Genomic DNA, 21,927 nt, shown 5'->3' on the forward strand with positions numbered 1-21,927 from the left:
TCCACAACTGGCGCCAGGCCCTCAACCAGTTCATCATCCTGTTCCCCGAACGGATGCCGACCTAACCCCACTTACACAGAAAAATTGACACCCTCTTCAAAACACCCCTCCCCGCCGGACCCTGCCAGACCCATTACCCGATCCATATCTCTTCCAATCTTCCCCTCTTCCTGTAAATCGATTCTCCGCCCTTGACCCGCCCCTTCTTCGTGCCTTCGTGCGCTTCGTGGTGAATCCGCCCTTAAACCGCCCTTGCAACAGCATGACTAACACTCCGGCCGTCGGGATGCTGTAACGCCGTCGGGCTCCTGTGGCATGCTTTCCGCATGCGATTCCTGATCCGAACCTTCTTCCGCGGCGTACGCCTGATCCTGACCCCTTTCATGCTGATCGGGGAGCGCGTCTCGCGCCCGCGCGGCATCGAGCGCGACCCGGCCGAACAGGCCCGGGTCGACGAGCAAACTCGCCATCTGGCCCTCTATCACTTCCCGGCCTGCCCGTTCTGCATCAAGGCCCGACGCGCGATGCAGCGGCTTTCGCTGGACATCGAACTGCGCAACGCCCAGGCCGCCGGGCCCTGGCGCGAGGAGCTGCAGAACGAGGGCGGGCGCCTTCAGGTACCCTGCCTGCGCATCGAGGAAGACGACCACTCGGTGCGCTGGCTGTACGAATCCGACGCGATCATCCGTTACCTGCGCGAGCGCTTCGATCCGCAACAAGCCGCGCCGGCCGCCGCCACCGACGCCCCGCCGCGTTCCTGACCCGGAGCGACAGCCGAAGACCATGTATCACTCCATCCGTCGTTCCCTGCTCGCGCTCCTGCTGACCCTGCCGTTCGCGGCGGCCAGCGCCGCTTCACCGATCTTTGACGCCCACCTGCACTACCGGCCGGCCGAGGCCGCGCACTTCGGCATTAGCGACGTCGCGCGCACCCTGGCCGCCAACCAGGTGCGCAGCGCCATCGTCATGGCCCCCGAAGACGACCTGATCCGCCGCCTCAAGGCCGGGTCCGATACGCGCATCGTGCCGTTCCTGGAGGTTTCGCAGCGGCTGGGCAAGAAGATGGACTGGATGCACGTCGAGGATCTCGGCGACCGCGTCGCCCGCATGCTCGATGAATCCGACGTGAAATGGCGCGGCCTGGGCGAGTTCCATATCCTGGCGGATGACCGCTTCGCCCCCGGTTTCGAGCAGCTGCTGGACCTGGCCGTGGCGCGCGACCTCACCATCATGATCCACGGCGACCCCGCCGTAATCGACCACGCCTACGCGACCCATCCCGAGGTCCGCATCCTCTGGGCCCATGCCGGCAGCTACGCGTACCCGCCGCTGGTGCAGGACTACCTCGAACGCCACCCGCGCATGAACATGGACCTGTCCATGCGCAACCCGCGCATCAATCCCGGCGGCCAGATCGACGACGCCTGGTTCGAGCTCTTCCTGGCCCACCCCGACCGCTTCATGATCGGCGTGGACACCTTCACGCGCACCCGCTGGGAACAGTACACGCGCCTGAAGGACGAGACCCGCGCCTGGCTGGAACAACTCCCCGAGGACGTCGCCCGCGCGATCGCCTTCGAAAACGGCGAACGGCTCTTCCCCGCTCCGTAAAGCCCTGGATTCACCACGAAGCGCACGAAGGCACGAAGAAAGGCCAGGACAAGGGCGGTTCACAGGAAGACCGGAAGATTCGAAGGATGAATCGGCTAAAACCGCCCGGGGCCTGGCCGACGCCGTGACCCGTCCAGCCCGCCGGCCGAGCCCCCTGTGGGAGCGGGCTCGCCCGCGAAGCCCCCGCCCGCGTCCGCTCGAGCACCAGCCCTCCGACCAACCCTCCCCGTCAGACCGTGCCCGATCCACTACCCCATCAATCTCGCTTCCAATCTTCTCCTCTTCCTGTAGACCGGTTTTCGCCCTCGACCCAGCCCTTCTTCGTGCCTTCGTGCACTTCGTGGTGAACCAAGCCGTTCAACCACACACGCATGAAAAAGCCCGCCACCCCAAAAGGATGGCGGGCTCGGATCCCGGCACCTGATCGTGATCAGACCTTGAACTGACCCACGCGCTGCTGCTGCTCGGAGGCCAGCTTGGACAGCTCCTCGGACGCATTGCGGATCTGCTCCGAACCCGACGCGGTCTGATCCAGCACCTCGGTGATGTTGGCCACGTTGCGGTTGATCTCCTCGGCCACCGTGGACTGTTCCTCGGCGGCGCTGGCGATCTGCGTGTTCATGTCGCTGATGCGGGTGACGGATTGCGTAATCGCGACCAGCGACTCGCCGGCCAGGTTCACCTGCTCCACGCTCTCGTGGGCCTTGGCACGGCCGTCTTCCATCGCCTGCACCGCCTCGCGCGTGCCGGTCTGGACCCGCTCGATCATCTGCTGGATCTCGTGGGTCGAGTCCTGGGTGCGGCTGGCCAGCGTGCGCACCTCGTCCGCCACCACCGCGAAGCCGCGACCCTGCTCGCCGGCGCGGGCGGCCTCGATCGCCGCGTTCAGCGCCAGCAGGTTGGTCTGATCGGCAATGTCGCCGATCACCTCGAGGACCTTGTTGATCTCCTCGGCGTCCTGCGACAGACGACTGACCACCTCGGCGGCGCTGTCCACCTGAGTGGACAGGCCATTGATCGCGGTGACCGTCTTCTGCACCACCTGCTGGCCGGCGTTCGCATCCTGATCGGTGGTCTGCGCGGCGGCGGCGGCGTCCGCCGCATTCCGGGCCACTTCCTGCACGGTGGCCGTCATCTCGTTCATCGCGGTGGCGACCTGGTCGGTCTCCGCCTTCTGGCGGCGGACCTGCTCGTTGGTCTCCTCGCTGGTCGCGGACAGCTCGTTGGCCGCGGCCGCTACCTGGTCGGAACCGGCCGCCACCTGCTGGATCAGCACCCGGATCTTCTCCACGAAGTTATTGAAAGCGATGGAGAGATCCCCCAGCTCGTTCTTGCCGGATACCTTCAGCTGACGCGTCAGGTCCCCTTCGCCACTAGCGATGTCGTTCAGCCGGTCCACGGTCTGGCACAACGGCCGCACGATGCTGCGCGTCAGGAACCAGGCCAGCAGCGCGCCCAGGACCACCGCAATCACGCCGACCATCACCACGGTACCTGTGGCATTGCGCGCCATGTCGACATAGGCACTGCGATCGACCATCAGCTCGAGGACGCCCACCGCGTCCCCGGAGAAGTCCATCACCGGCCGCGCGATCACCGCCATCGGCTTGCCCTGGTAGGTCACGTTGCGCACGTGTCGCTCGCCACCGAGCACCTCGCGCATCTCGGCGGCGCTGAAGGTGGCCTCGCCATCGATGGTGCCGCCAAAGCGGCTGAAACGTCCGTCGTCCCGCAGGTACAGCGCGACCGGCGCCCCCAGCTCCTCGGTAAACTGCTCGAAGAAGGGATCACCGAAGGACAGGCCAAACTCCACCGAGCCCACGTGCTCACCGTTATGGGCGATCGGCACGACACCTCGAATCCCGAGGCCCGCCACACCCTCTTCCAGACCGGAGATCGGCGCCTGGTTATTGTTGGTATCGACCACGGTCTGGCGGAAGCCGGACAGGTCGTCATCGAAGCGGTCCGGACGATGCACGCGCAGGAAGGACGTCGCCGGCGGCGTATGGAACTGGTACTGGCGCACCCCGTAGTCCGTGCTCAGCGACTCGAAGGTCGGCACGGTCATCGCAGCCAGCCGTTCGCGATCGCCCGTGGCCAGTGCCTCCTGGACATCCGGGATGCGGGCGACCGTCTCGGCCATCGCCGTGGCCCGCGCCGCCTCCTGGTCCAGCCGATCCAGCAACTGTCCGGCCAGGTCGTTCAGCTCGCGCTGCTCGGCCCGGTCCGCCATCGTGCCCAGGGCGTTCATCACCACGACCAGCGTCAGCACCACGGCGAGTACGACCACGCCGATGATGCCCACCATGAGCCGTACACCAATCCGGATATTGTCAAACATGTCTGCGCGTCCTTTCCTGCACCGGTCACGGCCGGCTTCAGAATCAAGATTCAGGTCAGTCGTCCTTCCTAGCGGCGGCGAATCCTAAAACTTGAATACCAAAGTGCTTTCTTCCCCACAGGTTCTCAGGGGACAAGATTCCCTCGGTAGGCCGCTTCCGGCCTCCGCGCTCAGACGGGCTACAACAACAGAATCTCGGCAAACACGTAGACCACCAGGCTGATCAGCACCAGCGCCAGCACCGAAAGCAAGGCCCCGCCACGCACCATGTCCAGCACCCGCAGCCGGTTGCTGGCGAACACGATGGCGTTGGGTGGCGTCGCCACCGGCAGCATGAAGGCCACCGACGCGGCAAACGCCACCGGCAGGGCCAGCAGCAGTACGGGCACGTCCATGCTCAGCGCGAACGCGGTCACCAGCGGCAACAGCGTGGCCGCTGTGGCGGTATTGCTCGTCACATGACTCAGGGTCATGGTCAGGAGCGCCACCCCGGCCATGATCAGGATCAGCGGCCAGGCCTGGGCGATCACCAGGGCATCCGCCGCCAGCTCCGCCAGCCCGCTGGACTCGATCGCCGCACCCAGGCTCAAGCCCCCGCCTACCAGCAACAGCACGCCCCAGGGGAGCTCGCGCGTATTGTCCCAGCTCAGCAGCCGGCGCTGTTCGCGCGAGCCCGACGGCACCAGGAACAGCAACCCGGCCCCGAGGATCGCGATGCCGGCATCGGTCAGCGAGATCGGTAGCCAGCCCTCGAGCAGCGGCCGTGTCAGCCAGGCCAGCGCAACCAGCAGAAACACCCCGGCCACCCGCTTTTCCGCGACCGACCAGGGGCCCACGGTCGCGCGCTGTTCGTCCAGCAGCGCGCGCAGACCGTTCAGCTCCACCCGGTGCACCGGAAACACCCAGCGGGTCAGCGACCACCACGCAAGGGCCAGCAGCACCGCCGCCAGCGGCAGCCCCAGGGTCATCCATTCCAGGAACCCGATCTCCATCCCGTGGCGATCCCCGAGGTACGCGGCCGTCAGGGCATTCGGCGGCGAACCGATGATGGTCGCCATGCCCCCGATGTTCGCGGCGAACGCGATGCCCAGCAGGAGCGCCAGGGCCGGGCGCCGCGACTCCATGTCCGGCCCCTGTGGCGACGCGCCACGCTCGATCAGCCCCAGCACCGAGAGCGCGATCGGCAGCATCAGGGCCGCCGTCGCGGTATTGCTGACCCACATGGACAACCCCGCCGTGGCCAGCATGAAGGCCCCCACCAGCACATGCAGGCGATTGCCGGCGCGCGCCACGATCGCCAGCGCCATGCGCCGGTGGAGATCCCAGCGCTGCACGGCCAGGGCAATGGCGAAGCCGCCCATGAACAGGAAAATGATCGGATTCGCGTACGGCGCGGTGGCCTCGTCCATGGGCACGATGTCGAGCACCGGCAGGACCGCGATCGGCAGCAGCGCCGTCACCGGCAGCGGCAGGGCCTCGCTGATCCACCAGGTCGCCATGAACAACGTCAGGCCCAGCACCCGCCAGGCCGCCGGATCGAACCCCGCCGGGGCCGGTACCAGCAGGAAGATGGCGAAGATCGCCGGCCCCAGCAACAGACCGATGCGCCCGCGCCAGTTCACCGGAGGGGTCTTTTCCGGTTGGGTGTCGCGTTGCCCTGCCGTGTCCTCGGTCGCTGCCATGGGCCTCTTTCGTCGGTCAAACATCAGGGTATACGGCCCGGGCCAAAACCAACCCGTACCATCGGAAATTGCATCGTCCGGGCAACGTGACTATCGTTGTCCCGTTATGCGGCGTGCCCGTTTCGGAACGCTGCCACAGCAGTTTCTCACGACACTGTCCAAGGAGTCTTTCATGGCCTACGAACTGCCCGATCTGCCCTACGCCAAGAACGCGCTGGAGCCGCACATTTCCGCCGAGACGCTGGAATACCATCACGACAAGCACCACGCGACCTACGTGACCAAGCTGAACGGCCTGCTGCCGGGCTCCGAGTTCGAAAACGCCACGCTGGAAGACATCATCAAGAAGGCCCCGGCCGGCGGCATCTTCAACAACGGCGCCCAGGTCTGGAACCACACCTTCTACTTCAACTGCATGGCCCCGAACGCCGGCGGCGAGCCCTCGGGCAAGCTGGCCGATGCCATCAACAGCGCCTTCGGCTCCTTCGACGCCTTCAAGGAGAAGTTCAACGAGTCCGCCGTTGGCAACTTCGGCTCCGGCTGGACCTGGCTGGTGCAGAACAGTGATGGCTCGGTGGAGATCGTCAACACCTCCAACGCCGCGAACCCGCTGCGCGACGGCAAGACCCCGCTGCTGACCTGCGACGTCTGGGAACACGCCTACTACATCGACTACCGCAACGCCCGCCCGAAGTACCTCGAGAACTTCTGGGCCGTGGTGAACTGGGACTTTGTGGCCCAGCAGATGAAGTAAAGTCCCAAGCGGACTAAACTAGGCGCCTTTGGCCGCATGACGCGGCCGCGCCTTTCATCGAGCCGGCGGCCCTCCGCCGGCTCTTTGGTTTCGGAGAACCCCATGAGCGACGCCCTGCAGAACACCTACAAGCGCCTGCCGGTTGCCTTCGAACGCGGCGAGGGTGCCTGGCTGTGGGATACCGACGGCAAGCGCTATCTCGACGCCCTGTCGGGGATCGCGGTGTGTGGCCTTGGCCACGCCCATCCCAAGGTCGCCCAGGCCGTCTGCGACCAGGCCAGCACCCTGGTGCACACCTCCAACCTCTACCGCATCCCGCTGCAGGAACAGCTGGCGCGGCGCCTGTGCGCGCTGTCCGGCATGGATCGCGCCTTCTTCTGCAACTCGGGGGCCGAGGCCAACGAGGCGGCGATCAAGCTCGCCCGCCTGCATGGCCGTGCCCGCGGGATCGCCGAGCCGAAGATCGTGGTGATGGAGGGCAGCTTCCATGGCCGCACCATGGCCACCCTGTCCGCCACCGGCAACGCGAAGGTCCGGGCCGGATTCGAGCCGCTGGTATCGGGCTTTGTGCATGTGCCCCACGGCGACGCCGAGGCCGTCGAAGCCCTGGCGGCCGACCCGGACGTCGTCGCGATCCTGGTGGAGCCGGTCACCGGCGAGGGCGGCATCCATGTCCCGCCGCCCGGCTACCTGCGCCGCCTGCGCGAACTGGCCGACCAGCACGGCTGGCTGCTGATGCTGGACGAGATCCAGGCCGGCATCGGCCGTACCGGGCACTGGTTCGCCTTCCAGCACGAGGGCATCACCCCGGATGTGGTCAGCCTGGCCAAGGGTCTCGGCAACGGCATCCCCATTGGCGCCAATCTGGTGGCCGGTGCCGCCCGCGAGCTCTTCAGCCCGGGCATGCACGGCACCACGTTTGGCGGCAACCCGCTGGTGTGCCGGGCGGCGCTGGCCGTACTCGATGTGATGCAGGACGAGGCCCTGTGCGAACAGGCGTCCCGTCAGGGCGAGCTCCTGCTGAACCGACTGCGCGACCGCCTCGCGGACCATGCGGGCGTCGTCGCCGTGCGTGGCCGCGGTCTGATGATCGGGGTCGAACTGGACCGCCCGGCCGGCGAGCTGGTCATGGCGGCGCTGGAGCGGGGGCTGATCCTGAACGTGACCGCGGATCGGGTCATTCGCCTGTTGCCGCCGCTGATCATCGACGACGACCAGGTGGAACAGATCGCCGTAACCGTAGCCGACCTGGTGGACGCGTTCCTGGCGTCGCCCCAAGCCAACGAGGTCTCCGCATGAACCCACGCCACTACCTCTCGTTCCTGGATCTCTCCGGCGACGAAACCCGGGCCCTGCTGCAGCGCGCCATCGAGCTCAAGCAGCAACTGAAGGCCGGCGAGCACCACGACGACCTGCTGCGCGGCAAGACGCTCGGCATGATCTTCGAGAAGTCCTCCACCCGCACCCGCGTGTCGTTCGAAGTGGGCATGCAGCAGCTGGGCGGCAACGCCCTGTTCCTGTCCCCGCGCGACACCCAGCTGGGGCGCGGCGAGCCGATCGAGGACACCGCCCGCGTGCTCTCGCGCATGGTCGACTGCGTGATGATCCGCACCTACGAACACGAAAAGATCGAGCTGTTCGCCAAGCACGCCACGGTGCCGGTGATCAACGGCCTGACCGATCTCGAGCATCCGGCCCAGCTGCTGGCCGACCTGCAGACCTACTTCGAGCATCGCGGCGACATCCGCGGCAAGCGCGTCGCCTGGATCGGCGACGGCAACAACATGTGCCACAGCTACATGTACGCCGCGCGCCTGCTGGGCTTCCAGCTGGTGGCCGCCTGCCCCGAGGGCTACGACCCGGAGCCCAGTGTGGTCGATACCACGCGCGAACACTTCGAGCTGACCCGCGATGCCCGCGCCGCCGCCGAGGGTGCGGATCTGGTCGTCACCGACGTCTGGGCCAGCATGGGGCAGGAACAGGAAAAGAGCGCCCGCCGCCGGGCCTTCTCCGGATTCTTCGTCGATGCCGACCTGATGCGGCTCGCCAACGACGATGCGCTGTTCATGCACTGCCTGCCGGCACACCGAGAGGAAGAGGTCTCCACCGAGGTCCTGGAAGGCCCGCAGAGCGTCGTCTGGGACGAGGCCGAAAACCGCCTCCACGCCCAGAAGGCCCTGCTCGAGTTCCTCATCACCCTCAACGCCGGTCAGCGCGTCTCGTAAGGGCTTTTTTCACCACGAAGCACACGAAGGCACGAAGAAGGGCCAGGTCAAGGGCGATTTACAACGGAGGGCACAGAGGACTCGGAGCAGGTCTAAGGGTGACAGGCCCGGGCTATGGCCCGTAGCTCTACTGCCCCTCGGCAGCTTCGAAAATTCTCTGTTATTGCGACCGTTCTCCGTGTTCTCTGTGAACTCTGTGGTTACAAGCCTTCTGCCCTTCTTCGTGCCTTCGTGTGCTTCGTGGTGAACAAAAAGCCCTTGACCTTGAATCGGGGCGTTCAGGCGGGCGCGCGGCGGCGGGCCTGGAGACGCCGGCGGGTCTGCCAGCGGTAGACGACGCGCCAGCCGAGCAGGAAGGCCAGGATGGCCGCGTACAGGGCCACCTCGGCGTAGTCAGCCCGCGCGAGCCACAGGAAATGCAGGATAGCCAGTACGCCGGCCACGTACACCCCGCGGTGCAGCCAGACCCACCCTTTCTTGAGCCAGCGCTGGGCACCATCGGTGGAGGTGACCGCCAGCGCCAGCAGGATCACCCAGGCGGCGAAGCCGACCATCACGAACGGGCGCTCGGTCAGGTCGTAGAGCACCAGTTCCCAGTCGAAGAACAGATCCACCCCAAGCCAGATCAGGGCGTGCGCGGTCACGTAACCGAACGCGACCAGCCCCAGCATCCGCCGCAACCGGGTGAGCCACGCCAGCCCGGTCATCCGCCGCAGCGGGGTCACCGCCAGCGCCACCAGCAGCGCGATCATCGCGTGCGTGCCGGATAGCTCCAGCAGCTTCTCGATCGGGTTCACACCCAACCCGCCGAACCAGCCAAGCGTACGCAAGCCGATCCACATGGCCGGCAGAAGCGCCACCAGCAGGACGGCCCACCACACCCCGGTGGGCGGACGGGACCGGGCTCGACGGGTTGTGGCGGTCATGCCCCCATCCCGTCAGAAGTGCTCGCGCAGGTCCATGCCCTCGTACAGCGACGCCACCTCGTCCCCGTAACCGTTGAACATCTCCGTGCGCCGGCGCCGGAACTCGCCGATGCGGCGCTCGGTGCGCTGCGACCAGCGCGGATGATCCACGTCCGGATTCACGTTGCTGTAAAAGCCGTACTCGTCAGGCTGCGCCTGGTTCCACAGGGTCGGTGGCTGGTCCTCGACGAAGCGGATGTGCTGAATGGACTTGATGCTCTTGAAGCCGTACTTCCACGGCACCACCAGCCGGATCGGCGCCCCGTTCTGGTTGGGCAGCACCTCGTCGTACAGACCAACCGCGAGGATGGTCAGCGGGTGCATCGCCTCGTCCAGGCGCAGGCCCTCGGTATAGGGCCACTGCAAACCACCGGAACTGGCCCGGCGCCGGGGCCGCTGCCCCCGCAGGTTTTCGGGGTCGTGAATACTCTCGAACGCCACGTAGCGCGCACCCCCGCGCGGCTGCGCCTGCTCGATGATGCGGTTCAACTCGAAGCCGATCCAGGGGATCACCATCGACCAGCCTTCCACACAGCGCATGCGATAGATGCGCTCCTCCAGCGACCAGGGGCTGATGAAGTCCTCCACCGCGTACTCACCCGGGTTGTCGCACAGCCCGTCCACCGTGATCGTCCAGGGATCGGTCTTCAGCTGATCGGCGTAGGTCTTCGGATCCCCCTTCCCCGGGCCCATCTCGAAGAAGTTGTTGTAACTGGTGATCTCGTCGTACGAGGTCTTCGACTCGTCGGTCGAGAAATCGCTGGGTTCGAATTCCAGCGGATACCGCCGCAGAGCGGCGGAGGCCGGCAGCGCCGCGCCCAGCCCACCGAGCGCCAGACCAGCGCCCAGCCCGATCCCCGTTCGCAGGAAATCGCGCCGCCGCGCGTAGATCTCCGGCGGCGTAATTTCGCTACGGGAACACTCGGAACGACGTCGGGTGCGGATCAGCATGGCCTGCCCTCGCAACTGTTCGGCGGCGACGGGAAACGCCGCCACTCGTGCACCATGGACCAGCAGCGCCCGCTCGAGTTCGGATCGCGTACTCCATAAGGGAAAACGAGGAACAATAAGAATTTTCTGCTTGCGGGCCGGCCGAAACGATATATAAGGCTTTTCTGATACCGCAGTCCGGGGTGGCCCGGCCGGCTTGTCAGGAGACCCGACAATGGACCCGACGATCGATGATGCGGCCGATGGCGCCGACGAGATCGCCAGCCTGTTCGACACTCAGCTCGTGAACGACCGCGGCCCGGCGCGTCACGCCGCCCGCCGCACCCTGGAACGCCTGATGGAGGAACGCGCCCTGCGCGCCCATCTTCAGGACGACTTCGACCTCGACATCCCGCACGAGGCGATGGACTGGTAACCCCCCGGGGTGGCCTCGCGCCACCCCTCGCCTGCAGGCCGCCCTGTTGCACCACAGAGGGCACAGACGACACGGAGAGAGGCCGGGTCGAAAGCGATTAACAGGAAGATTGGAAGGTAGGAAGGGTTGTTGTGGGGCGCCCGGGCACCCCCAGCGCGCGAGGGCTGATCCTGCCTCCGACGCAGCACTGCCGGACCCAAAAAACCTTCCGATCTTCCAATCTTCCTGTGAAAGCTTTTCGCTTTTGACCTGGCTGTTCTCTGTGTCCTCTGTGCGCTCTGTGGTCGAAACGCCCTAGTCCTCGTACCCCGTCAGCTCCACAAAGCCTCGCCCGATCGCCTCACCGTCCGGATCGAGGATATCCACGGCGCCCTCCCAGTAGCGGATCACGGTATCCATCTCCTGTTCGTCGCGGATCGCGCGCACGGTGAATTCGCGCGCGGCCGAGCCGTCCGGCGGCGCGATGCGCATAGCCCACTCCACCGGATAGCGATTGCCGGAGGGCTGTGTGGCCCAGCGCCGGGGTTCCAGTTCGACCTGATCGGGCTCCAGAAGCCGATCTTCGGCGTCCGCCGGCATCCAGCGGCCCTTGGACAATGGGTGCGGCTCCCCGCCCTCCTTGCGCAGCTGGTAGTACATCACGTCCAGCCCGTCGTCGAACTGCAGCGCGAACCAGTCCCAGCCCACCTGATCCTCGGACAACGCACTGGTGCTCCACTCGCGGTCCATCCAGGCCTGACCGGTCACCGCCAGGGGCCCGCGCTCCGCGCGCTCGACCTCCCCGCGCACCGCGATACGGGGCATGGAGTAGTAGTAGGAGGCATTGCCCGGCTCCGGGCCCTTCTGGCTGAGCCCCGCCTCGCCCTGGAGGACCGGGCCGCGCTGGGGCTTCAGTTCCAGCGCCAGCCGGTAGCCGTCCACGCTGAAGTCCAGCGTCCAGCGATCCCGGTCCAGATCGGCCAGCTGCCAGCCCTCGGCCCAGACCCGGCCGACCGGCTCCGTGGCCCCGGCCAGCCCCGCCCCGTCGCGTACGAAACGCTCCTCGGAGGCATGGTGCCCGGCCTCGCGATCGATCACCGCCGTATGCGCCATCCAGATATCCGGGCTGGCCCAGGCCGAGTCGTGCCAGTGCGCATCCCCCGCCAGCTCCGGCGCCAGCCCGACGCGGAAGAAGGTGATGTGAAAGCCCAGCCGCTCGCCCTCCGGCCCGTCGAGATTGCCGGTCACATACCACCACTCGTTGCGAAACCCCGGGTGCGGCCCGTGATCACGCGGAAACTCGAACACCCGCGGCGCATCCGCACGCCGGAACCCGTCCGTCTCCTCCCCGCCCAGGGCCTCGCCCACCCGCAATCCGGTCACCCCCGGAGCATCGGTCTCGGGCGGATCCACACCCCCGCAGGCGCCCAACACCCCCACCATCATCAGCACCATAACCACCCGCAGGCGCAGGCGCAGCCCCAGTGGGAGCCTGCTTGCAGGCGAAGCCCCTGCCCGCGCTGGACCCTGCCAAACCCCATTCGCGGGCAAGCCCGCTCCCACATGTCCCAACCAACGCCTCATCCAGTCCATCACGGCACCTCTCTAAGGGCCGGTACCAGCCGCATGCGCGCCATTCGCCACGCCGGGATGGCCGAGGCCAGCAATGCCGCTCCGATCCCCAGCAGCACGGTCTCGACCACCTCGTCCCAGGGCAGACGCAGGTCCATCCCCCAGCCGAAGGCCTCGCGATTGATCACCTCGATCAGCAGCCAGCCCATGCCCAACCCCAGCGGGATCGCCGCCAGCGCGGCAAACGTGCCGAGTACCCCGCCCTGCAGCACGACCAGACTACGCACGCCCCCGGGCAACAGCCCGAGGCTGCGCAGCGTGGCGAACTCGCGCGCCCGCTCCATCTGCAATGCCATGAGCGCGCCCAGGATCGCGATGAAGGCCACCACCAGCGTGATCACCCGCAGCAAATGGGTAATGGCAAACGTCCGGTCGAAGATCGCCATCGACTCCTGCTCGATATCGCCCGGGCGCGTCACCAGCGCCGCGCGGTCCTGCTCTGCCAGCCAGGCTTCCAGGCGTTCCACGACCGCTTCCACATCCACTCCCGCCGGCAGCCGCAGCCCGAACGACCCCACTCCATCGGGTGGCATGCCCGCCCGGACAAAGGCCGCCTGGGTCATCAGCACAGTACCGCTCGGGTTGCCGTAATCACGGTAGATCCCGAGGACTTCGAAGGGGCGCTGGCCGCCGGGCACCGCCAGCGACAGCCGATCCCCCGGCCGAACGTCGTGGTGCGCCGCAAACGGCTCGGTCACCAGCACCGCATCCTCCGTCGCGAGCCGCTCCCCCAGCGCTTCACGCGCCACCGTGCTCTCCAAAAGCGGCAGATAATCCAGCCAGTTGGCATGCGGTCGCACCACATAGAGATTGACCAGGCCGCGCTCGCTGACCACCTCCTGACTGGACCCGGTACTGACCGACACGGCCCCCGAGCGCGCCACCAGGTCGGCCGTCCAGTCCTCGGGCAGACGCGCACCACCGCGCGCCGAAGCCGGCGCCGCGGGCACCACGTAAAGATCCGACGTCAGTGCCTGGCCCAGCCACTGCTCCACGCTGCCGCGAAAGCTGCCGACCATCACCGCCACGCCGATCGCTGCCGCCAGCGCCAGGGTCAGCGCCGACGTAGCAGGCGCGCTGCGCGACAGGCTGCGCTCCAGGCTACGCACCGCGATGCGCGGCAGGGTCACCCCGCGAACCAGCGCCGCCAGCCCGCGCAGCGTCCACGCCAGCACCCAGGGCAACAGCAGTACAAAACCGGCAATCAGCAGGAACAACGCCACAAAGCCGCCCATCAGCGCCCCCGCCCCGGTGACGATCAAGCCACCCCCCGCGAGCAGCAGCGCGATGGACAGCACAGCCAGCCATGCCGCCCAGCGACGGGCACGGCGCTCCAGCCCCCCGCGCCCCGTGCTGCCCGCACCGGCCGCGCGCGCCGCCTCCCAGGCTGGGGCCAGCGCCGCCAACAGCGAGAGCCCCACTCCCAGCAGGAACACCGCCCCCAGGGCCAGCGGGCGCGGCGTCACCCCGGTTACTGCCACCGCGAAGAAGTGATCCGTGACGGTCTGCGCCACCTGCGCCACCAGCACCTGCGCCAGCGCAATGCCCAGTAGCGCGCCCAGCAGCGTCCCGATCACGCCGACCAGCAACGCCTCCAGCAACACCACGCCGAAGATCGCCCGCCGGCCCACACCGACCAGGCGCAGACTCGCGATCACTTCGCGGCGCCGGAGCACGGCAAAGGTCTGCGTGTTGTAGATCAAGAACGCCGCGATCAGCAGTGCCAGCAGGCTCATCGCCGTCAGGTTGGTGCGAAATGCCTGCGCCAGCTCGCGCGCGGCCTGCCCCCGGCTCTCCACCGGCACCAGCTCCAGTTCGGCGGGCAGAGTTTCGGCCAGCACATCGACCTCGGCATCCGTCAGCCGCACATCGATCCGGTCCAGACGCCCCAGTCGGTCGAGCAGCCCCTGCGCCGTGGCGATATCCGTCACCCAGAGCGAGCCACCACCCTCATCGGTCGCGGCGTCCGCCTGGTCACGCTCGGCCGCGCGATCAATGACCGTCACCTCGCGCTCACCCCCCGCCGCCTCCAGCGTCACACGCGACTCGTGAGCCCGGCCCGAATCGCGGAACCAGCCCACCGGCGGCAGAATCGTCCCCGGCTCGGTCACCAGCCGCTGCACCGGGGCATCGCCGATATCCGAAGCCGCGCCGCGAAACGGCCCCTCGGCCAGCGGATCGACGCCCAGCACATAGATCGTGCTGCCGTCCGGCAAACGGGCCGGCCCCTCCACGATGGGAGCGGTATCGCGCCACCCGGCCATGCGTAGCTCGCGGTAGAAGGCCTCGTCGAACCCGCTTGCCGGCCCGAGTAGCTGGTGCGTCGCAGCGCCTGCAACCTCATCCATGGAGCGGTCAAACGCCCGCTGGGCCGACTGGTTCGCCAGGTCCACCGCGAGCACCACGGCCACGCCAATGATCACCCCCACCAGCGTCAGCAACCGCTGCAGCGGCCGCCGGCGCCAGTCGCGCAGCCAGGCTCGCAGGACCAGAAGGCTCATGCGGGAGCGGCTTCCGTGGAACCGGCCGACTGCAGAAGCCCGTCGCGCATGGTCAGGACCCGGTCCAGCCGACCCGCCAGTTCATGACTGTGGGTCACCAGCAGCAACGAACAACCGGTGGCCCGAACCTGCTCCAGCAACAGGGCAAACACCGTCTCGCCGGTGCGCGAGTCGAGGTTGCCGGTGGGCTCGTCCGCCAGGATCAGCGCGGGTTCGTGCACCAGCGCCCGCGCGATCGCGACGCGTTGTTGCTCGCCCCCGGACAGGGCCTCCGGATACCGCGCGCCCTTGTCGCCCAGCCCCACCGCCTCCAGCTGCACCGCGGCGCGCTCGCGGCGTTCGCCCGCACCGAAGTCCGTGGCCAGCTCCAGTGGCAGCATCACATTCTCCAGCACGGTCAGCGTCGGAATCAGGTGAAACGACTGGAACACGATCCCCACGCGGCCCCGCCGCAGGCGCGTGCGCGCCGCCTCGTCCAGCCCCGCCAGCGCCTGCCCCGTAAGGTGCACCTGGCCGCGCGCCGCCGCCTCCAGCCCGGCCGCGAGATGCAGCAGGGTGGACTTGCCGCTGCCGCTTTCGCCGACGATCGCCACCCGCTCCCCGGCGCGAAGCGCGAAATCCACCCCATGCAGCACCTCCCCCTCGCCGGGGTAGGCAAACGCCACATCGGTCAGCGACAGCACCGCGCCTTCTACCGAGCCTTGTTGCTCCATCGCACACCTTCTCAATCACACGAATCTTCGCCTGCGAGCAGGCTCCTACCCGGCAGGGGAAGCCCCCCGTAGGAGCCTGCTCGCAGGCGAACAATCCTCATTGAACACCCCACACCCTCTGCCCCCCTGCAGACCATGAAGAGTAGATGAATGTTTCAAAACCCCGCACAAGCGGTTGATTGAGGCCCGTCATCCGTTAGAATAAGCAGCATCTCCACACGCGGGAACACGCCTTGAAACGTCGATCACGAAGTCGATCTATCCGCGCCTAGCGGCAAGCGCCCGTTCCCCGACCGGTCGCTTCCGTCAGGCCTCTTTGATCAAAGAGCCGGGAGCGGCCGGGCCCAGCCCGACCCGAACCTGGACCATCCACCGCATCCGTGCGGCGCCTCGCCGGTCTGTGCCCGAGCACAGTCCACTCCGAGCGCCCCGATGCCGCCGGGAGAAGGGCATGGAGCTTCACCTCGAACAGTCCATCATCGAGCTGAAGGAGCTGTTGCGTCTGGACGACCGCGACGGGCTCCACGAGTTGCTCGACTACATGCGCGTGCAGGATATCGCCCACGCGCTGATGGAGCTGGGCGACGATGACCTCTGCGCCGTGTTCAACCTGCTGCCGCCCGGGCGCAAGGCGGACGTGTTCGCCTACCTCGACACGGCACATCAGATCCGCCTGCTGGAGGCCTCCCCGCGCGAGGATGCCCGCTTCATCCTCTCCGAGATGGAGGCGGACGACCTCACCGCCCTGCTGCAGACCCTGGACCCGGACACCCTGCGCGGCTACCTGCGCCTGCTGCCGTTCCGGGCGATCCGCCGCGCGCTCAAGCAGCTCAACTATCCGGAGGACTCGGTCGGCCGCGTGATGTCGCCGGACGTGGTCGCGGTGGACCCGGACTGGACACTCAAGCGCGCCCTGGCGTTCATCCGCCGCAACGCCGACGAGCACTCCAACAACGTGATCTTCGTGGTCGACCAGGACCGCGTCCTCCTGGCCGCCGTGCCCATCCGCCACTTCCTGCGCGCCGGTGCCGACAGCCCGGTGCGCGACCTGCTGGACGAGGGCGAGCCGATTACCATCGCGGTCTCCGAAGACGCGGTGGAGGCCGCCCGCCGCATCCAGCACTACGACCTGGAGACCCTTCCCGTCGTCGGCGAGACCGGCGAGCTGCTGGGCGTGGTCACGGTGGACGACGTAATGGACCTGATCGAGGCCGAATCCACCGAGGACTTCCACAAGCTGGGCTCGGTGGGCACCCTGCCCCTGTCGCCGCAGGAGGCGAGCCCGTTCCTGCTCTATCGCAAGCGGATCGGCTGGCTGCTGGGCCTGGTGGCCTTCAATACCATCGGCGCCATGATGATCTCGCAGTACGAAGAGATCATCGAAGCGGTGGTGGTACTGGTGTTCTTCCTCCCGCTGCTGATCGCCTCCGGTGGTAACGCCGGCGCGCAAAGCTCCACGCTGATGGTGCGTGCCATGGCCACTGGCGAGGTCACCGCCCGCGACTGGCTCAAGCTGTGGGCCAAGGAGATGGGCGTCTCCGTGACCCTGGGCGTCAGCATGGGCGTGGCGGTCTCGCTGGTCGGCCTGTGGCGCGGCGGTCCGGAGATCGCACTGCTGGTCGCCCTGGCCATGACCGTCATCGTCACCGTGGCCAGCATCCTCGGCATGCTCCTGCCGGTGGTCCTGAACAAGCTCCGCCTCGATCCGGCCACGGCCAGCGTCCCGCTGGTCACCTCGCTCGCCGACATCGGCGGTATCCTGATCTACTTCTCGCTGGCCGTAGCCCTGCTCGGCCTGGCGACTCCGTAAGAGAACCCGCGCATGAGCGCCACCGAACCCGATCTCGAGACCCTGCCGCAGGTGATCGCCGACGCCCTGGACGAACCGGAGGCGGACGTCCTGCAGGCAATCTGCGGCTCCTACGCCGCGCCGGACCTCTCCGACGCGCTGGAGGCCCTGCCGGCCGAGCGGATGGAGGCCTTCTTCCAGCGCCTCGACGTCGAGTGCACGGCGGACATCTACGCCCACCTGGAACCGGACCACCAGTCCCGGGTGTTCCAAGCGCTGGACGACGCGCACGCCAGCCGCCTGGTCGCCGCGCTGTCCTACGACGATGCCGTGTCCGTCATCGACGGCCTGGAGGACAAAGAGGCCGAATCCCTGCTCGAGACCCTTCCGGACGACGACCAGGAGGCCCTGGAGACTCTGCTCGGCTACCCGGAGGAGAGCGCCGGGCGCCTGATGACGCCCGAGTTCGCCACCGTCCAGCCGGACTGGTCCGTGGCCGAGGCTATGGACCACCTGCGGGAACACAGCGATCTGGCCGAGACCGTCAACACCATCTTCGTGATCACACCCAACGGCGAACTGCTCGGCTGGGTGCGCCTGAAAGAACTGCTGCTGTCGCGTCCCTCCACCAGCGTGCGCGAACGCATGCACACGGACGTCGTCAGCATCGCGGCGGAGGAAGACCGCGAAGAGGCCGCCCACCGCATCTCCCACTACGACCTGGACGTGCTCCCGGTCGTGAACGACGACGGCCACCTCCTCGGCATCATCACCGTCGACGACGTAATGGACGTGCTGCGCGCGGAGACCACCGAGGACTTCCACCGCATGGCCGCGGTCGGCGACGTCGTGCTCTCTCTGCGCGACGCCAGCATGCAGCTCCTCTACCGCAAGCGCATCGGCTGGCTGGTGATCCTGGTCGCCGTGAACATCCTCTCCGGCATGGCCATCGCCCACTTCGAGGCCGCCATCGAGACCGTCGTCGCGCTGATCTTCTTCCTGCCCATGGTCATCGCCACCGGGGGCAACGCCGGCGCCCAGGCCTCCACGCTCGTGGTGCGCTCACTGGCCACCAACGACATCAAGCTCCAGGACTGGTGGCGCCTGGGCGGCAAGGAAATCCTCGTCTCCTCCGCCCTGGGTGCCACCCTCGCCGGCGCCATCTGGCTCTCCGGCAACTGGCTCGGCAGCCTCGAGGTCGCCAACGCCATCGCGCTGGGCATGTTCCTGGTCGTCCTGTTCGGCTCCATGTTCGGCCTGCTACTCCCCTTCACCCTCACCCGCTTCGGCGTCGACCCGGCCGTCGCCAGCGCCCCGCTGATCACCTCCGTCGTCGACGTCGTCGGCATCACCATCTACTTCGCCACCGCCGTCGCCATCCTCGGCCTCTAGCTCCGCAGCCCCCGTCCTCCCTGTAGGAGCGTGCACGCACGCGAAGCCCCTGCCAACGCCAGGCCGGCACCGAAACACCACCCTCCCCGCGGGCGCCCCCTTCTGGCAACGCCCTTGTGGGAGCGGGCTTGCCCGCGAAGCCCCTGCCAAAGCCGAATCCGGAAAACGCCGCGAACCTTGCCCCCACATCACCCGGCCAACAGACTTCATCATCCCGGCCGCAGCGAAGCGAAGAGCCGGGATCTCCACCGATGAGCGAAACCCACCGCATCCCGCACCACCACCGAGGACCACCCAGAACAACGACGAAATCGGCAACAGCCCCCGAGGCCCACATCAGCGATCCAATCCACGAACCGACCGCCTGAACCCGATACCGCCGGCGATAGCGCCACCCCTAACCGATAGCGCCACCCCTAACTATTTTGTACAATCTGTACCTAATAGACAGAAAGGAACCGACATGCGTACCGTCAGCGCAAGCGAAGCCAAGCAGGGCCTGGCCGGCGTCATCGAATCCGCGCGCAAGGAGCCCGTCATCATCCAGCGCCAGAAACGCGATGTGGCCGTGGTCCTTTCGCCCGAAGAATACGAGCGCCTGGTCCACCTGAACGTGAATGAGTTCCGCCGGTTCTGCGACCAGATCAGTGGCAAGGCCGAAACGGCCGGCCTGACCCAGGAAAAACTCGACCAACTGCTCGCGGATGACTGAGTCCAAGCGGCAGGGCCGCTGGGTGCTGGACACCAACCTGCTCGTCAGTCGCCTCCTGGTTCCGTCCGGCCCCGCGGCGCAGGCCGTTGACCACGCACTCGACCGCGGCATCCTCCTGGTCTCGGAGGCCACCCTCGAAGAGCTCGTCCAGGTTCTCTCGCGCCCCAGATTCGATCCCTACATCAGCCAGGCGGAGCGACAGCAGTTCATCCGCCTGCTGGGTGGCATTGCACGGTTCGTTACGATCACCACCCCGATCACGGCCTGTCGTGACCCGAAAGACGACAAGTTCCTCGAAGTCGCCGTCCACGGCGAGGCCCATGCCATCGTCACCGGAGACGCCGACCTGCTCGACCTCGATCCTTTCCACAGCATCCGCATCCTCCGACCCGTCGATCTCATCACCGAGCGCTGAACCGCACCCGCACCAAAGCCACTTGTCGGGCAGAGCCTTGTCCACCCTGTAGGAGCCTCCTTGGCGGCGAAGCACCTGCCAGCGCGTAATCCACCCCGTCGCACCCCCGGCCCACCGGCCACCGCGCTGCGAAGAGCCGGGGTCGCCTCCAGTGACAAAACCCCCAAAGGAACTGACCACCCGCGTCACTTGGGGTGACCATTTTTGTCACGTGACACATCTGAACCGCCGTATGTCGTGCCCCAAACCCCAAACCGAATGGCCACACAGCGCTGTTTATCCGGGTTCTGATGTTCCTGGCACACCCATTGCTTCTACTCAGACAGCTGCCCACGGGGTGGCCGGGCCTCCGGCCCAGCTTTCATCACATCAAGGGAGTACGACCATGCAGAAGAAGACCGCCCAAAAGGGCTTTACGCTTATCGAACTGATGATCGTGGTGGCGATCATCGGGATTCTGGCGGCGATTGCGTTGCCGGCTTATCAGGATTACACCGCACGTGCGCAAGTGTCCGAGGGCATCAACCTCGCAGGAGGTGCCCGCGCCACCGTGTCGGAAAACATCGTGTCCGCGACTGATCCGGACGACATTGACTATTGCGCCGGCGTAAACACCGACGGGGCAGGGGATACCGCGCTGGCCTGCGATGACACTAATGGAGCAGTTACAGCGACCACTACCACGAGCCGAGGGGACGTAGCTGTCACCTTTACCCCAGACGCTACCGATGGCGGGATCGCTTGGGATTGCACGTCCGATTCGTCCGTTCACCAGTACGTTCCGTCCAATTGCCGCAACTAAACAAGTGAATAGGCAAAGGACAGCCGATTAGTTCTGAAGCCCCGGCCTTGCGTCGGGGCTTTTTCTTTGGGGCATCCTCTGGGACACCCACTTTGTCATCGAATCCTCTGGGACACCCACTTTGTGGACATAAGCCCGATTCGCCGAAGCCGCCTGGCTCAGACTCCGCTGCTACATCCCGCACTCCCTCACCCCCCCAAATCGACCAGGATCCACCTGGGTCGCCGCCGTGGCGTGTCCAGGACCGACCGCCAGGAGACACGAATTCCGTTCCCTTCCGAGTGGATCCGGCTCTCGCGATTGCGCGCACCGATTCTTGTACATACAATAAGTCAATGGAGATCGAGTTTGACGCAGACAAGGACGCTGCGAACCTCGCGAAACACGGGGTCTCACTTGGCGATGCCCTGAGCCTCGAATGGGATACGCTCCTGGCCATGGAAGACCGTCGGAAGAGCTACGGCGAGTGCCGAATGCTCGGATATGCATTGATGGGCAACCGCTTGTATTGCGTCGTGTTCACCGATCGGGCATCCGTGCGGAGAATCATCAGCCTGCGCAAAGCCAACAACCGGGAGATTGCGCGTTATGTCGAAATCACTAACGCTACGTAGCGGTCGTCGGGTCGACTTGAACGACTCCGACGAGGAATCGTCCATTCAGGCCGGAATCGATGCCGATTCAGAGACCCGGGAGCCTTCCGAAGACGAGACGAAAGCCCTGCGACGCGTCGGTCGCCCACCTCTGCCTGTGACTAAAGAGCGCATCACGATCCGTCTGTCGCCAGACGTCGTGGAAGCATTCCGCGCCACCGGAAAGGGTTGGCAGACGCGAATGGACTCGGCTTTGAAAGACTGGCTCAAGGACCATAGCCCGACTTCTAATAATCGTTAGTGCTCGGCTCTGCGGCAGGGGCCGGGCCTTCTGGAACGGGCCTTCTGGGACACCCACTTTCCTCGGCCGCCCAACTTCCTCGGCCGGTCCCTGCGAGGGCATACCGGAACCGCAGGCACACCCAGTTTGCTTGCCGTGCTCCTGAAAACCTTCA

At 66.7% G+C, this 21,927-nt stretch carries 20 protein-coding genes; 13 read left to right on the forward strand and 7 right to left on the reverse strand.

The window, feature by feature from the left end:
* Nucleotides 1-326 precede the first annotated feature (326 nt).
* Complete coding sequence (locus tag H609_RS0110330; protein WP_018867280.1) at nt 327-761, forward strand: glutathione S-transferase N-terminal domain-containing protein; 435 nt, start codon at nt 327-329, stop codon at nt 759-761.
* Nucleotides 762-783: 22 nt separating this feature from the next.
* Nucleotides 784-1,611 carry an amidohydrolase family protein gene (locus H609_RS0110335; protein WP_028484915.1) on the forward strand — a complete coding sequence of 276 codons (828 nt, stop codon included), beginning with the start codon at nt 784-786 and terminating at the stop codon, nt 1,609-1,611.
* Between the two features lie 430 nt (nt 1,612-2,041).
* Here the strand turns inward: H609_RS0110335 and H609_RS0110340 are convergent, their stop codons facing one another.
* Both H609_RS0110340 and H609_RS0110345 read right to left on the reverse strand, forming a co-directional pair.
* Entirely contained in the window at nt 2,042-3,952 is a 1,911-nt protein-coding gene (locus H609_RS0110340) for a methyl-accepting chemotaxis protein (protein ID WP_028484916.1), read from the reverse strand.
* Between the two features lie 179 nt (nt 3,953-4,131).
* Nucleotides 4,132-5,634 (reverse strand): DASS family sodium-coupled anion symporter, encoded by a 1,503-nt coding sequence (locus tag H609_RS0110345; protein WP_018876849.1) that lies wholly within the window; start codon nt 5,632-5,634, stop codon nt 4,132-4,134.
* Between the two features lie 172 nt (nt 5,635-5,806).
* Between H609_RS0110345 and H609_RS0110350 the strand changes: the two genes are divergently transcribed.
* The 3 genes from H609_RS0110350 to argF all read left to right on the forward strand — a co-directional run bounded on the left by H609_RS0110350 (nt 5,807) and on the right by argF (nt 8,613).
* Entirely contained in the window at nt 5,807-6,388 is a 582-nt protein-coding gene (locus tag H609_RS0110350; protein ID WP_018876850.1) for a superoxide dismutase, read from the forward strand.
* A 102-nt stretch (nt 6,389-6,490) separates the two neighbouring features.
* The gene (locus H609_RS0110355; RefSeq protein WP_018867275.1) at nt 6,491-7,687 is read left to right on the forward strand and encodes an acetylornithine transaminase; all 1,197 of its coding nucleotides are present in this window, start codon (nt 6,491-6,493) and stop codon (nt 7,685-7,687) included.
* Nucleotides 7,684-8,613 (forward strand): ornithine carbamoyltransferase, encoded by a 930-nt coding sequence (gene argF / locus H609_RS0110360; RefSeq protein ID WP_028484917.1) that lies wholly within the window; start codon nt 7,684-7,686, stop codon nt 8,611-8,613. The genes H609_RS0110355 and argF overlap by 4 nt, the downstream gene beginning before the upstream one ends.
* A 278-nt stretch (nt 8,614-8,891) precedes the next feature.
* Here argF and H609_RS0110365 read toward each other — a convergent pair whose 3' ends face one another.
* Nucleotides 8,892-9,539 carry a sulfite oxidase heme-binding subunit YedZ gene (locus H609_RS0110365; RefSeq protein ID WP_028484918.1) on the reverse strand — a complete coding sequence of 216 codons (648 nt, stop codon included), beginning with the start codon at nt 9,537-9,539 and terminating at the stop codon, nt 8,892-8,894.
* 12 nt (nt 9,540-9,551) lie between these two features.
* On the reverse strand, nt 9,552-10,529 hold the full coding sequence (gene msrP / locus H609_RS0110370; RefSeq protein ID WP_028484919.1) for a protein-methionine-sulfoxide reductase catalytic subunit MsrP: 978 nt from the start codon (nt 10,527-10,529) through the stop codon (nt 9,552-9,554).
* Between the two features lie 214 nt (nt 10,530-10,743).
* Between msrP and H609_RS0110375 the strand changes: the two genes are divergently transcribed.
* A complete protein-coding gene (locus H609_RS0110375; protein WP_018867271.1) occupies nt 10,744-10,944 on the forward strand; it encodes a PA3496 family putative envelope integrity protein in 201 nt (66 codons plus the stop codon).
* A gap of 294 nt (nt 10,945-11,238) precedes the next feature.
* On the opposite strand, the gene H609_RS0110380 is transcribed toward H609_RS0110375, so the two are convergent.
* The 3 genes from H609_RS0110380 to H609_RS0110390 form a co-directional block, all read right to left on the reverse strand.
* Nucleotides 11,239-12,378 carry a lipocalin-like domain-containing protein gene (locus H609_RS0110380; protein ID WP_028484920.1) on the reverse strand — a complete coding sequence of 380 codons (1,140 nt, stop codon included), beginning with the start codon at nt 12,376-12,378 and terminating at the stop codon, nt 11,239-11,241.
* A gap of 137 nt (nt 12,379-12,515) precedes the next feature.
* Nucleotides 12,516-15,056: an ABC transporter permease gene (locus H609_RS0110385; protein WP_028484921.1), complete on the reverse strand. Its 2,541-nt coding sequence runs from the start codon at nt 15,054-15,056 to the stop codon at nt 12,516-12,518.
* The gene (locus H609_RS0110390) at nt 15,053-15,769 is read right to left on the reverse strand and encodes an ABC transporter ATP-binding protein (protein WP_028484922.1); all 717 of its coding nucleotides are present in this window, start codon (nt 15,767-15,769) and stop codon (nt 15,053-15,055) included. Before H609_RS0110390 ends, H609_RS0110385 begins: the two co-directional genes overlap by 4 nt.
* 451 nt (nt 15,770-16,220) lie before the next feature.
* Here H609_RS0110390 and mgtE (H609_RS0110395) point away from each other — a divergent pair, with 451 nt between their 5' ends.
* From mgtE (H609_RS0110395) to H609_RS13980, 7 genes are all read left to right on the forward strand, one after another.
* Nucleotides 16,221-17,579: a magnesium transporter gene (gene mgtE, locus H609_RS0110395; protein ID WP_018882408.1), complete on the forward strand. Its 1,359-nt coding sequence runs from the start codon at nt 16,221-16,223 to the stop codon at nt 17,577-17,579.
* Nucleotides 17,580-17,591: 12 nt separating this feature from the next.
* A complete protein-coding gene (mgtE, locus tag H609_RS0110400) occupies nt 17,592-18,950 on the forward strand; it encodes a magnesium transporter (protein ID WP_028484923.1) in 1,359 nt (452 codons plus the stop codon).
* Nucleotides 18,951-19,413: 463 nt separating this feature from the next.
* Complete coding sequence (locus tag H609_RS0110405) at nt 19,414-19,662, forward strand: type II toxin-antitoxin system Phd/YefM family antitoxin (RefSeq protein WP_028484924.1); 249 nt, start codon at nt 19,414-19,416, stop codon at nt 19,660-19,662.
* Nucleotides 19,655-20,077, forward strand: a complete 423-nt coding sequence (locus H609_RS0110410; protein ID WP_028484925.1) for a putative toxin-antitoxin system toxin component, PIN family — start codon at nt 19,655-19,657, stop codon at nt 20,075-20,077. Before H609_RS0110405 ends, H609_RS0110410 begins: the two co-directional genes overlap by 8 nt.
* 385 nt (nt 20,078-20,462) lie before the next feature.
* Entirely contained in the window at nt 20,463-20,879 is a 417-nt protein-coding gene (locus tag H609_RS0110415; protein WP_028484926.1) for a pilin, read from the forward strand.
* A 335-nt stretch (nt 20,880-21,214) separates the two neighbouring features.
* Complete coding sequence (locus tag H609_RS0110420) at nt 21,215-21,493, forward strand: BrnT family toxin (RefSeq protein WP_028484927.1); 279 nt, start codon at nt 21,215-21,217, stop codon at nt 21,491-21,493.
* Nucleotides 21,468-21,773: a BrnA antitoxin family protein gene (locus H609_RS13980; protein ID WP_081659440.1), complete on the forward strand. Its 306-nt coding sequence runs from the start codon at nt 21,468-21,470 to the stop codon at nt 21,771-21,773. Before H609_RS0110420 ends, H609_RS13980 begins: the two co-directional genes overlap by 26 nt.
* Nucleotides 21,774-21,927: the final 154 nt, after the last annotated feature.

Source organism: Thioalkalivibrio sp. ALE17, assembly GCF_000425605.1.
Lineage (GTDB): Bacteria > Pseudomonadota > Gammaproteobacteria > Ectothiorhodospirales > Ectothiorhodospiraceae > Thioalkalivibrio.